Annotated in this window: 9 protein-coding genes; 8 read left to right on the forward strand and 1 reads right to left on the reverse strand. The window is 38.7% G+C overall.

Annotation, left to right across the window (positions count from 1 at the left end; all coding sequences use genetic code 11):
* Positions 1–137 precede the first annotated feature (137 nt).
* The 3 genes from AB1Z56_RS22505 to AB1Z56_RS22515 all read left to right on the forward strand — a co-directional run bounded on the left by AB1Z56_RS22505 (position 138) and on the right by AB1Z56_RS22515 (position 1,547).
* A complete protein-coding gene (locus tag AB1Z56_RS22505) occupies positions 138–812 on the forward strand; it encodes a M60 family peptidase N-terminal accessory domain-containing protein (RefSeq protein ID WP_309359763.1) in 675 nt (224 codons plus the stop codon).
* A gap of 67 nt (positions 813–879) precedes the next feature.
* Positions 880–1,305 carry a hypothetical protein gene (locus tag AB1Z56_RS22510; RefSeq protein ID WP_426790245.1) on the forward strand — a complete coding sequence of 142 codons (426 nt, stop codon included), beginning with the start codon at positions 880–882 and terminating at the stop codon, positions 1,303–1,305.
* Positions 1,306–1,325: 20 nt separating this feature from the next.
* Positions 1,326–1,547 carry a hypothetical protein gene (locus tag AB1Z56_RS22515; RefSeq protein WP_426790246.1) on the forward strand — a complete coding sequence of 74 codons (222 nt, stop codon included), beginning with the start codon at positions 1,326–1,328 and terminating at the stop codon, positions 1,545–1,547.
* A gap of 156 nt (positions 1,548–1,703) precedes the next feature.
* Here AB1Z56_RS22515 and AB1Z56_RS22520 read toward each other — a convergent pair whose 3' ends face one another.
* Positions 1,704–3,137 (reverse strand): arylsulfatase, encoded by a 1,434-nt coding sequence (locus AB1Z56_RS22520; protein ID WP_426790247.1) that lies wholly within the window; start codon positions 3,135–3,137, stop codon positions 1,704–1,706.
* 402 nt (positions 3,138–3,539) lie between these two features.
* On the opposite strand from AB1Z56_RS22520, the gene AB1Z56_RS22525 reads away from it, so the two are divergent.
* The 5 genes from AB1Z56_RS22525 to AB1Z56_RS22545 all read left to right on the forward strand — a co-directional run bounded on the left by AB1Z56_RS22525 (position 3,540) and on the right by AB1Z56_RS22545 (position 13,686).
* Positions 3,540–4,526, forward strand: coding sequence for a LacI family DNA-binding transcriptional regulator (locus tag AB1Z56_RS22525; RefSeq protein ID WP_309359771.1), 987 nt, complete (start codon positions 3,540–3,542; stop codon positions 4,524–4,526).
* A 145-nt stretch (positions 4,527–4,671) separates the two neighbouring features.
* Positions 4,672–7,020 (forward strand): GH92 family glycosyl hydrolase, encoded by a 2,349-nt coding sequence (locus AB1Z56_RS22530; RefSeq protein ID WP_426790248.1) that lies wholly within the window; start codon positions 4,672–4,674, stop codon positions 7,018–7,020.
* Between the two features lie 10 nt (positions 7,021–7,030).
* Positions 7,031–7,753, forward strand: coding sequence for a basic secretory protein-like protein (locus AB1Z56_RS22535; RefSeq protein ID WP_426790249.1), 723 nt, complete (start codon positions 7,031–7,033; stop codon positions 7,751–7,753).
* Positions 7,754–7,763: 10 nt separating this feature from the next.
* Positions 7,764–10,058 (forward strand): GH92 family glycosyl hydrolase, encoded by a 2,295-nt coding sequence (locus tag AB1Z56_RS22540; RefSeq protein ID WP_426790250.1) that lies wholly within the window; start codon positions 7,764–7,766, stop codon positions 10,056–10,058.
* A 688-nt stretch (positions 10,059–10,746) separates the two neighbouring features.
* On the forward strand, positions 10,747–13,686 hold the full coding sequence (locus AB1Z56_RS22545) for a SusC/RagA family TonB-linked outer membrane protein (protein WP_426790251.1): 2,940 nt from the start codon (positions 10,747–10,749) through the stop codon (positions 13,684–13,686).
* Positions 13,687–13,693 lie beyond the last annotated feature (7 nt).

A 13,693-nucleotide genomic window follows, 5' to 3' on the forward strand; every position in this document is an offset into this window, starting at 1 on the left:
TTAGCACTATATTGATTTAAATTATAAATCTGACCAATTTTATCAACAGAATATCTGTATATCAAGGGAAGTGATATCACGTCAGTGGCAACCGAGTACAAATAAAGAATATAATTGATAAACCAATTCGACAAATTATGAGAAGGTTAGTTTTATTTCTCTTTACGTTTCTTTTTGTGACATCATTCATTTCCTGCGGTAAGAACAGTGAGTGGGCTTATATATTATTGGAAGACTCAGGAGCGGAGCCGTTAGCGATAGTGGATTCATTACAAATTTTTAGTACATACCCCACCAAGGCTGCCAAAATAGGGGCTGTGCAGCTTGCAAGTCAGCAACAAGATTTGCAGATGACGGGGTTCTATGTTGCAGCGGGCAGCACACTACATATTGACGTAAATAAAAGTAAGGCAATAGTACAGCTAGCAATTGCTACAGCCTTGGGCAATACTATCGGACCAGTTAAACAATACATTGATCTCAAAAGAGGCAAGCAATCCGTATCTGTTGGGCCAAATGGAGGATTGGTCTATTTCGGTCTTAAAGAAAGTAACGATAACTCAATAGAAAACGTGAGGGTTAAGTTTGGCAAGGGATTTATTCCTGTTCCTTATTATCAAGAAGGGATTACCTGTCGTTCGCAATGGGTATTTACATTAGACGTATTGAAAAAAACTGTACCCTATGTTATACTGCATTCGGGTGAGACGAACCTTGTCGCTCGTATGGATGAACTGTTACTATATAAGCAGGATAAGACAAGAGATATTATTGATAAGTTAGGTTATTCTCCACAAAGTGTAGGGCTATAGAGATAAGTATTATTTGGTTTAGTTTAGTGTGACTGAGCACATATATTATATGTGCTCTTTTTTTTAAATGATGCATTATAAAAAAAAGATATCTTTTGTCAATGGAAGTATATTCCAAGAAATAATGATAACAATCCTGCACCATAAACTGGGTTTGTTTGAGCTACTTTTTATAAGTAGGAGCGGAGCTGAACTTCTGAATAATTTAACAAACAATCTCATTTTGCCAGAAATATGTCTTATTGACCTTGATAATATTGGATTGGATGAGGTTGAGTCGATAAAAGATGTGGCGGAACGATTTCCAACGATAAAACTATTGGGCTATACGTCTGATTGTAATATGAATACAGCCTATTTTATTAAAATGGGCTTATTGCATGTATTTGTTAGAAATAAGCTGATAGATATCTTAAATGAAAGCTATTTGTTTGAGTATGATTTCAAACAAATGGAAAAACACTTGAGAAAGCTAGATTTGACCGATTTTTGAAATATACAAGGAACCAGTTATTGGAATTGCAGGCAGATTACCCACAAATCAAAGGTTTTGGTTTGATGGTACCTGGGATCCGTTCTGGTAAGCGTGATTTGCTTTTGAAAAAAGCGAATATCGGGTTTGATAGAGATAAGAATTTGTATTTTGATATAGCTGTACCAGCGGGTTTGAAAAATAAAAAAGCATTTGTAATCAAAATTGATTTAGATAAATCAAAAAAACTGAAAACAAATTAATGGACGCAAAGATTTAAGTTCTATAACAAGCAAAAAAAGCAAGTGCCTAATTGGCAAGTAAGCGATGAGGATAAAATTATTGCGCGCATTGGTTAACTTTCAACCACCAACAAGGGAGTACGCAATTGAGCGCCTGCGACTCCCTGGATAATCATTCTATTTTTTATGTGTGGTTACACTTGTCAATGGAAAAATATTACTTTCGACATGTGCTTTTTCAATCAATTGACGTAATTCTTTCACTTTATTTGGGTTTTTCTGAGCAATATTGTTTTGTTCCTTTGGATCTTTTTTGAGGTTATATAGTTCGGCTGAAGGCTGGCTACTTGTAACCTTTTGTAAGATAAGTTTCCAGTCTCCTCGACGCAAGGCTTGACGTCCCCCGTCTTCATGAAATTCCCAGTATAGGTATTGATGCTGTTTTTGTTGTTTATTTTTACCCATCAGCGTTGGCATAAATGAGATGCCATCCGTATAATGAGGTTTGTTCGCCTGGGCAAGCTCGACCATCGTCGGCATAATATCCCAAAAAGCTCCTAAGTAACTTGAAGTTTTCCCTTCGGCAACTTTACCATGCCAATAAACAATGAAAGGGGTCTTGATACCACCTTCATAGAGGTCGCGTTTGTTGCCGCGTAACCCACCAGAACTATTGAAGAAATTGGGGTCAGCTCCGCCTTCCTTGTGCGATCCGTTGTCGCTCGTAAAAATGATTATTGTATTATCCAACAGCTTGTTTTCGCGTAATCGATCAACAATTTGACCGACATACGCATCCATACGGCTTACCATACTTGCATACATGGCATGCGGTTTTTCTACCGAAGCGTAACCGGGAACAGTCGCTTGTGGTCCATAGTCATTTCCTTTATGCGGTTTTTCATCAAACCTGTCTGCATATAATTGGTAATATTTGTCATCCGGACCTGATAATTCGGCGTGAGGAAGAACGGTAGGGACATAAAGGAAAAAAGGTTTTTCTTTATTTTCATCAATAAATTCCAAGGTCTTTTCTTGGATTAATTCTGGTGCATACTGCCCTTGTGCCATTAAACCATTGCCATGGAGTTCTATCCTTTCCTTATTATGCCAGAGGTGAGTTGGGTAGTAACGGTGGGATTGACGTTGACAGTTATAGCCGTAAAACTCATCGAAACCTTTTTGGTCAGGAGAGCCTGTTGTATTGACCATTCCGAGTCCCCATTTTCCAAATGCACCAGTTGTATATCCTGCTTGTTGGAGGAGCATTGCGAAAGTCTGTACGGAGTCTGCTAGCGGCTGTTGTCCTTCGGGCTCAATTTCTTTGTTGCCACGCACGTAGGTATGTCCAGTGTGCTGTCCAGTCATTAAGGATGAGCGAGATGGAGCGCATACAGATGTACCTGCATAGAAGTTGTCAAATTTCATTCCTTTGGCAGCAAGTGCATCGATATGCTTTGTCTCAATTTTTTGCTGGCCATATACACCTAGATCTCCATAGCCAAGATCATCTGCCATAATAAGTACAATATTGGGTCTCTGATCTTTCTTTTGAGCAATAGAAAGAGAGGTTAGTGTTAAAAGAAAAGATAATATAAAAGGTGTTTTCATTTGCATTTTGTTAATTTTTCAAATCAAGTTCTTTGTTGACCAAGATTTTTCACGTGCTTATATGGCAGTCTAATTTAATCTTTAAGACATTCCGACGACCCTATTTGGTTTTATTGATAATGGTTTGTATGCTTTTTTAATTCTTCTATTTTACAGGCAGTCTATTTTTTCAAAAAATGAAGAATAAGCGTTAAATTTAATCAAAAATATCTTTTTGGCGGTAATGGCGATCATTCATAACGGGTAACAAGCGTGAAAAAAATAGTCTTAATTGACTGTTTATTCCTTTTTTCGTTTCTACGCATACGATTGTGTAATAATTTATTTCATATTGTCAATTGTAATCTCCGCTATGTTCATATTTATTTTCTAATTTCACTCTAATTTTATGAAAATGCTCTTATGGCCAAATCAATTAAAGAAATAGCACAGGAACTCAATGTGTCTAAATCAACTGTTTCATTAGTCATCAATCACAAGGCCGAGCAAGCACGCATCAGCAAAGAATTGGAAAATCGCGTACTGGCATACGTTGAAAAAGTTGGTTATAAGCCCAATGCTTTGGCAAAGAGTTTAGCAACAGGGCGGTCAAATACCATCGGTCTTATTGTAGAGAATATAGGGGATTCTTTCTTTGGTCCATTTGCATTGTATGTTGAGGAATTGTTTCGGAAAAAAAATTATCATGTGCTCTATAGTAGCACACTTGGAGACTCACAAAATGCGCGTGATATCATTGATTCTATGTTGGAAAAGAAAGTGGAAGGTATTCTTTTGGCTCCCACTGTAGATTTGGAGGAGTATCAACGAAAGATTTTGGAATATGGCGTACCACTGGTTGTTTTTGACAGGAATTCTCCAGCGGTAGAGACACATTATGTTCATATTGATAATGGGGATAGCAGTAGAAAAGCATGTGAACATTTGAAGTCCATTGGCTGTCGGAACTTTGGGTTAGTTACCATTGACTCGGACCAGCCGCAGATGTTGGCGCGGAAGAATGCCTATTTAGGTTTCTGTGAAGAAAACGATATGGAACCACGCCTACTGCACTTACCGTATCAACAGTTAAAGCAAAAAGGGACGCAGTTGCTAAGAAAATGGGCCGCTGAAAACCCTGCATTGGATGGATTATTTTTTACAACAAATTACCTCTGTATCCTTGGTCTAAAGGCGCTCCGTTCGGAAGGAGAACATACCTTTGATTTTCCGATGTTTTCTTTTGATGATCATGAATTGTTTGATATTTTAAATCCAAAAATATCCTGTATTCAACAGCCATTGGAATCCCTCGCAAAAACATGTGTCAAGGTTCTGTTAAAAGAAATTGATCAGGGGATATCGCAGCCAAAAGAACACATCATTTCGACCAAATTAATAGCGCGATAAGATTGTTAGTGGGATAGTATAAAAATTGAATTGTAAAAATCATAAGACGTATCCGTCCAATTTTCGGGGGCTATTTTGATTTATTATTCTTTTTTATATCTTTACTAATACGTTTTAGTAGAAATATTTTTATATATCCTAAATAATGAAGAAATCTTTAAGTGTTTTTCTGGGTTCGTTATTGTCTTTTGGTTTGTTTTGCGCAAAACCGGTTTTGGCTCAGAAATTTAGAGGGCAGCAGCTAGAAGCTGTCGATCTTGTTAATCCATTAATGGGTACCGAATCCAAATTTGAGTTGTCCAATGGGAACACCTATCCCTCGATAGCGAGACCTTGGGGTATGAATATGTGGACACCTCAAACAGGAAAAAATGGCGACGGATGGCAGTATCAATATACCGCTGATAAGATTCGTGGTTTAAAGCAGACTCACCAGCCATCACCTTGGATGAATGATTATGGTGTTTTTTCTATCATGCCCGTGACAGGAAAGCCTGTATTTGATCAAGATGAGCGTGCGAGCTGGTTTTCGCATAAAGCGGAGGTTGTAAAACCGTATTATTATTCGGTTTATCTAGCGGATCACGATGTGACTGCTGAGATGACACCAACCGAGCGGGCTGCAATGTTTAGAATCTCGTTCAATAAAACAGACGATGCTTATATCGTTTTGGATGCTTATGAGAAAGGGTCTGAGGTTCAGATTATTCCAGAAAAAAATATGATAATTGGCTATTCTTCAAAATATGCGCGCGGTCCACTGCCTGCTAATTTCAAGAATTATTTTGTATTGGTTTTTGATCAGCCTTTTTCAAGTGTTGCAACTTGGGAGGGGAAAGAGAAGAAGGATGGACAGCTGCAGATTAAGGGCGATCACACTGGTGCAATCGTAGGATTTAAGGTAAAAGACAAAACTAAACCAGTGCAGGTGAAAGTAGCGTCTTCCTTTATCAGTGCTGAGCAAGCCTTAATAAATTTAAATGAGTTAGGTAACAAATCTTTCGATCAAGTAAAAGAAGACGGACGTCAGATCTGGAATTCTACCTTAGGGAAAATTAAAGTAGAGGGTGATGACATCGATCAGTTGCGTACATTTTATTCGACCATGTATCGAACCTTATTTTTTCCGAACAAGTTATATGAAATTGATGCGCAAGGAAAGGCTGTACATTATAGTCCATATAATGGAAAAACACTTCCAGGTTATTTATTCGGCGGAACGGGTTTTTGGGATACTTTTAGAGCATTATATCCATTCTTGAATTTTATGTATCCATCTATTAACAAAGAAATGCAGGAAGGTCTTCTTAACGCATATCTAGAAGGTGGATTTTTACCTGAATGGAGCAGTCCTGGATATGCGGATATTATGGTGGGCAATAACTCCGCATCGGTAGTTTCGGATGCCTATATGAAGGGATTGCGTGGTTATGATATCAATAAGTTATACGAGGCTCTACAACATGGTGCCAACAATGAAGGACCGATGAGTGCTGTTGGAAGAAAGGGGGTTGAATATTACAACAGCTTAGGCTATGTGCCCTATGACGTTAAAATCAATGAAAATGCAGCCCGTACATTGGAGTATGCATATGACGATTTTACGATCTACCAATTAGCAAAAGCGTTGAACCGTCCCAAAGCTGAAATTGATCTGTATGCAAAACGTGCTCAGAACTATAGAAATTTATTTGATCCTTCGACCAATCTTATGCGTGGAAAGAATAAAGATGGAAAATTCCAGACTCCTTTTAATCCATTGAAATGGGGTGATGCTTTCACTGAAGGCAATAGCTGGCATTATTCCTGGAGCGTATTTCACGACGTTCAGGGTTTGATCGATTTGATGGGTGGAGAAAAGACATTTGTAAGCATGTTAGATTCGGTATTTGTTCAGTCTCCGGATTTTGACGATAGCTATTACGGCGGTATTATCCATGAAATACGTGAAATGCAGGTTGCTAATATGGGCCAGTATGCACATGGTAATCAGCCAATTCAACATATGCCTTATCTTTACAACTATGCTGGTCAGCCTTGGAAAACACAATATTGGGTCCGTCAGGTAATGGACAGAATGTATAAGCCGACAGCAGATGGTTACTGTGGTGATGAAGATAACGGACAAACGTCCGCATGGTATGTGTTTTCTGCCCTAGGTTTCTATCCGGTATGTCCAGCAACGGATGAATATGTTCTGGGAGCGCCATTATTTAAAAAAGCAACGTTGACTTTCGAAAATGGGAAAACATTGACGATCGATGCCGCTAAGAATTCTGTTGATAATATCTATGTGAATGCATTGCAATGGAATGGTGCAACTTACGGTAAAAACTGGCTAAGCCATAAAGCATTGCATGAAGGAGGAACGCTCAATTTTGATATGGCCGCAAAACCTAACTATACTAGAGGAGGCTCTAAAAGTGACGCACCTTATTCAATGACAACAGATTTGAAGCCCAATATCAAGTTGAAATCGAACAAAAAGAAATAATCCTTGTGCTATGATAAACCTTAAAAACTTAAAAATAGCTCTTACCATAGTTGGATTGGCTTCTTCATGTTCACTTTTCGCACAAGACAATTGGAAACATACCGAAAACGACCGTCAGGTTGCGGTAGACGTGGATAGCATAAGCAAAGGTGGTTATACCTTGATCTGGATCAACAAAGACAAAGATTTTAGTTCTCCATTAAAAGATAGACTGATCGCGGCTTATTTCACCAACTATCCAAAATTGGCGAAAAAATATAACAAGAAGACAATAAAAAAAGTTTCTTTCGTCATTGATCCAGATTACAAGGGGGTGGCGGCTACAGCAGGCGGAATCGTACGTTATAGTCCTGCCTGGTTTGCTAAAAATCCGGGAGATATTGATGTTGTTACCCACGAAGTAATGCACATTGTACAAGCATACCCTGATGGAGCTGGGCCTTGGTGGATTACGGAAGGGATAGCAGATTTTGTTCGATTTGATGATGGTATTGATAATGCTGGGGCTAATTGGAAATTGCCTGAATACAGTGACAAGCAAAAATATACGGATTCTTATCGTGTTACCGCCAGATTCCTTTATTGGATCAATACCCATATAAAAAAGGATTTTGTTAAGAAATTGGATGCTGCTATGCGCAATAAAAGCTACAATGATGCTTTTTGGAAAGCACAGACGGGGAAGACTATCGATGAGCTATGGGCGGATTACAGTAAAAATCCTAAAATATAATTCCTGAGCGATGAATATAAAAAGTTTGGTCTTTCTGGGATTGATCAGTGTCCCATTTGTATCAAAGGCACAAGAGGCTAAATTAGTCCAGTATGTTAAACCTCTTATCGGCACTGCTCGTATGGGGCATACCTATCCTGGGGCGACTGTTCCCTTTGGCGCTGTACAATTAAGTCCGGATACGGATACCTTAGCGTATGCGGTAAATGGACGCTATAATGGAGATGTGTACAAATATTGTGCAGGCTACCAGTACGATGATCCTACGATTGTCGGCTTTAGTCACACCCATTTCAGCGGTACAGGTCATTCCGATCTCGGTGACATACAGATTATGCCGACCCAGGGCAAAGTGCAATTAAACCCAGGAACAGCAGATCGTCCACAAGATGGCTACCGGTCTCCCTATAGCCACGCGAATGAACGTGCTGAAGCTAATTATTATAGTGTTCTGTTGGACAAACATCAGATTAAAGCTGAGCTAACGACGACGGCACGTGTGGGTATACACCGTTATACGTTCAAGGAGTCTGATGCTTCGCATCTGATTGTTGATTTAACCGCTGGAATCTATAATTATGAAGGAAAAAATGTTTGGACTGTTGTTAAAGTATTGAACGATTCAACTTTGGTTGGATATCGCCAAACAAACGGCTGGTCAAGGACCCGAACGGTATATTTTGCAATTAAAACATCGAAACCTTTCAAGAATTATGGTGCCAAATACGAGGATGGAAAATCTGTTTATAATGGTTTCTGGCGTAAGTTTGATCAGCAAAACAATTTCCCAGATCTAGCAGCTCACAATATCAAGTTACATTTAGATTTTGATACCAGATCGCAGGAAGCGATACTTTTAAAAGTTGCGTTAAGTCCGGTCAGCATGAAGAATGCACTGGCTAATATGGATGCTGAGGCATCAGATTGGGACTTCGATGGATACGTTAAGAGAGGGCAGCAAGCCTGGGAAAAAGAGTTGCATAAAATAGAGGTGGAGATGCTGAACAAGGAAGATCTTGTCAATTTCTATACAGCGATGTACCACGCAAGTCTAATGCCGACGGTCTATATGGATACCAATGGTGAGTATAAAGGACTTGATCAGGAGGTGCACCGTGCGGATGGTTTTACGAATTATACCTCATTTTCGCTATGGGATACATTTAGGGCGTTTCATCCTTTGCTGAATCTCATAAATCCTTCTCGCAATGCAGATATTGTCGCCTCCATGATGGCCCACTACGATCAGACTGTATTGAAGATGTTGCCGATTTGGTCGCATTATGCGAATGACAACTGGTGTATGAGCGGCTATCATTCGGTATCAGTTATAGTCGATGCCATTCTTAAAGGTGTTTACAAAGGTGATCCTGAGGCCGCATTGGCGGCTTGCGTACAAACCGCAAATACACGTCAATATGAGGGGATAGGCGCTTATATTGATAAGGGCTATGTTCCTGATGATGTGTCGGGCACGTCTGTTTCTAATACATTGGAGTATGCTTATGACGATTGGTGTATCGCGCAACTAGCAAAAAAATTGGGAAAAGACGATGTGTACAATACATTTTCTAAACGAGCTGAAAGCTGGAAATCACTATATGACCCTTCTATAGGTTTTATGCGTCCCAAAAATTCAGCAGGAAAGTTTAAAGAAAAATTTGATGTCCTAGATACACATGGCCAAGGATTTATTGAGGGAAATTCATGGAATTATAGCCTTTACGTTCCCCACCAACCGACTGAAATGATGGCTTTAATGGGAGGGAAAAAACGTTTAGAATCTTATTTGGATTCGCTTTTTACCATGGAATTGCCTGATAAATATTTTGAGCATACGGAAGACATCACACGAGATGGCATTATCGGCAATTATGTGCATGGTAATGAACCTTCGCACCATGTGGCCTATTTGTACAATATCACTAAGAGTCCATGGAAAGCCCAGGCGCGTGTTAGACAAATTATACGTAATCAGTACCATAATGGTCACGCAGGATTAGGCGGAAATGACGACTGTGGACAGATGTCTGCCTGGTATCTATTTACGGCACTAGGTTTTTATCCAGTGGCACCAGGAGAAGATACCTATTGGATCGGTAGTCCATTGATAAAATCTGCAAAAGTAAATCTTGAAAACGGAAGGAGTCTTTCCATCGTCGCGCGGAATCAGTCTGAAAAGAACGTCTACGTTAAATCTGTTTCTTTGAATGGACGGAAACTGGATAACTTGCTGTTGTCCTATAATAGCATTTTAAACGGAGGAGAACTTGTTTTTGAGATGAGCAGTAAACCGAATAAATAATCAGTCAATTATATGGCTATAAAATGCCCCCTCATTTATGAGGGGGCATTTTTCTTTTTCTGAAAGTGTCTGATGTTATTGACTAGAAAGAACCTTCAGTTCGCTTTCATTTCTGTTGATGTTTGCGAAGTCATGGAGGTCTTATTCCCATTTGGCATAAATAGATGTGGAGCGTTGTCTGTCTTTCAATTGTTTAATATGCAGGTTGTTATTTTGCATTAGTTGTCTTATTAGTAATGATGTTACAATCTGAAAAAAAATTAATTGACGGCATTATTTTAGCAAAATCATAATTTTTACATGAATTAACCCACTTTTTTAGCTATAAACTGCTTAATGTTGTAAACTAAACCAGTTTAGCAAATTAAAAAAATACTTCTGAAAATTTTTTTTTCTCGTTTTTCTATATATCTTCATTATAACCAAGTGAGATAAGTGCTGACCAATTAAGCAAACCAATCCGTTTTGACATTTCATTATGTTTTGTTGTGCTAAAACGTTTTTATTTTTTAAACTTAAAATCTTAGATTATGATGTTAGTCCTGTTTGATACTGCATAATATCAATTTTGGATGGGAATTGACCAATTTTCCTATCTCGAAAAATCAATAAATTTTCACCTATTTTTTTGGTGATTTTAACCAGTTATAGTAGAAAAGTAAAAATAACCTAATTATATATCATCCATATGTACATGATTAAAAAAAGGTATTTGGATAGGCTTGTTCTGTTAGGGTGCTCCTGTGCTTGTTATTCTTTTGCTTTTGGCCAAGACAAGGTGTTGTCACCTTCCGATAGTCTTAAGCTTCAGATTGGGACTGCGAAATTAGATTCTATATTTCAGATTAAAACTAGCCAGGTAAATCCCGTTGAAATCAATAAACAATCCCTATTACCTTATTCTTCCTTGGCACAGTACCTGAAAGGGAACAATACAGGGCTTTATGTAACTGAGCCCTCGGGAGAGCCGGGAACCAAACAACCTATGTATTTTCGAGGGATTTCCAGACCATTGCTTTCTGATATTGATGTGTTCCAAAATCAGCCGTTGGTTGTCTTAGATGGTATTCCTTTGGTTGGGGAGCATCCGTTTGCTTATGCCGTTCAGACCTACAATCTGGAACGAATAGGTCCGGCCACTAACTTATTGGCGAATATCAATATTGATATGGTAAAGTCCATTGAAGTATTAAAAGATGTTGCGGCAGTGGCCATGTACGGTCCTAATGCCGCAAATGGAGCTATCGTTGTTCGAACGAAAGAATACAAAGCAGATAAAAGCAATCGAATAGCGGTCAATATGTATACCGGCTTAGCTGAGCGTCCACATGTCACAACAATTAATGGTGAGTACGAAAATAAATTTAGAAAGCAGTTTTATGATCTGTATACCTCCAATGGCAAATATGATGACGGAGATTCATACCCTGTGTATTTAAGCGACTCGCTTAATATGAATTATTTTGGGAAATCTGATTGGACAGACTCTTATTACAATAATGGTTTAGTTTACAATCTGAATGCCAATCTTTCCGGAGGTGGGCCTCGTGCAAATTTTCAATTTGCAGCAGGATCGACCCAAGATAAAGGTATAGCGGATCAGGTGAAACTGAATAAATATTATGCGCTGTTTGGGTTGAATATGCGACCGTTAACTTGGTTGACCTTTTCTATGCAAGCGAATGTCACTAGAATTGATCGTAATCGAAATCTAAATCTTCGCGATCGATTTGCCCAGCTTGCTTATTTTCCAGATCTCTCGGCCCCCCTGTCACCAAATAAAGATGTCTACAATGAGTACCTGAGTTATTATAAAAAAGGCTTTGATAATAACAAGACAAATGTTGTGCAGGGCTATGGTAAGCTACAGTTGGACTTTGGCAATTTCCATTTTCTCTCTACAGGAATGGTTGATTATAATGAGGGTTATCGGGATCAATTCTATCATAGCAAGCTGATGGAGTCCAATAATTTTGCTTCAAACTACTATGGCTATAATCAGCGGGCTGTATTTGACAATAAAGCTTTTTATGACTGGAATATCAATGATAAGAGCAAATTAAATCTATTGGTCGGTAATAGTTTACAATGGGACACCTATCGCTATAATTATGCTTACGCTTACAAAGGAGTAAATGATTTTATTAAGGTGAATCTCCTGGAAGATGATGATACAAAATCAAACTATTTGGAGGCTACTGCATACCCCAAGGCGCTTATATTTAAATATTTAGATCGTATTCGACACAACTTAGTTTCATTTTATGGAAAAGCGACCTATAATTATGATAATAAGGTCGAAACCTCTTTGGTATTGCGCACTGACGGCTCTTCCAATGCACAACCTGACGCGCGATGGATTTTTACGCCTTCGTTGTCGATAAATTGGAATATTAAAAACAGCTATTTCAATACAAACACGAACTTGAAAGAGCTGACTGCTCGTCTAAGTGCGGGGCGTATTGGGCTAAGCAATGTTTTTGACGACTTTGCTCAAGGACCTAATTATGTTGCGCAAATGGGATTTACCGGTAATCAGCTTATAGCTGGATACAATGCCATCGCGGGATTGGTAAGACCTTATGAGTCGGGCTGGGTTGGATACAATATCCCTTGGGCGTATACTGACCAAGGTAATCTGGGCTTGGACTATGCGATTCAAAAGAAAAACTTCCATGTTTCCTTTGATGTCTATGTAAAGCAAACAAAGAACCAGCTGATTAATATTCCTTCCTATAGCGAATATGGTTATAAATCAAGCTATGCGGCAGGAATGAATGTGCAGAATGTTGGAGCAGAACTAACTATTGGACTTGATCCTGTTCAATCCGAGAGGTTTAAATGGTCTAGTGCGCTCAATATTTCGCATAATCAAAATAAATTGAAGGCTTTGCCTAATGGATTAGATCGGCTCGTGATAGGTAATCATCTTTTAGAGGTAGGTAAATCACTGGATCAATACTGGCTACTCTCCAATGAAGGAATCTATAAAACTGATGCTGAAGTTCCACAAGGGATGACCTACAATGCGATTCAACTACGCGCAGGTGATCCGATCTGGAAGGATCAAAATGGCGACAATACGATCGATGATGACGATCGGACTTTGCAAGGTCACCGTTTGCCTGCTGTATTTGGTAATTGGTATAACAATTTTGTTTTTGGGAAATGGGATCTGGGGATTAATATGTACTATAATGTCGGCCGAAAGCTTATCAATCAAGAAATGGCTAATCGTTTTGATTTTATCAATAATGAAGGGACGAAAAACCTGGATGCTATCAAAGAGATTACGTATTGGGAAAAAAGGGGTGATTATAGTAAATATCCATTGTATAATCCTTGGAGTACGGTTATCGCTTATCAGGCCGATCAAGATCTTTTCTTAGAGAATGCTTCATTTGTTAAAATAAGGGCAATTACGTTGGGTTATAACTTGACTTCTCTTTTAGCAGGTCGAACTCAGGCCATTAAAAATGCTTATGCTTATGTGTCTGCGAATAACATTGCAACGCTAACGTCTTACAGTGGTGTGGATCCTGAAATTGTGGACTACACGGGCTATGATATTGGGTCAAAAATAAGGATACCGCGAATTTATACGCTAGGAATAAAAGTTGACTTTTAAACGCAAA

It is taken from the genome of Sphingobacterium sp. WOUb80 (assembly GCF_050058145.1).
Lineage (GTDB): Bacteria > Bacteroidota > Bacteroidia > Sphingobacteriales > Sphingobacteriaceae > Sphingobacterium.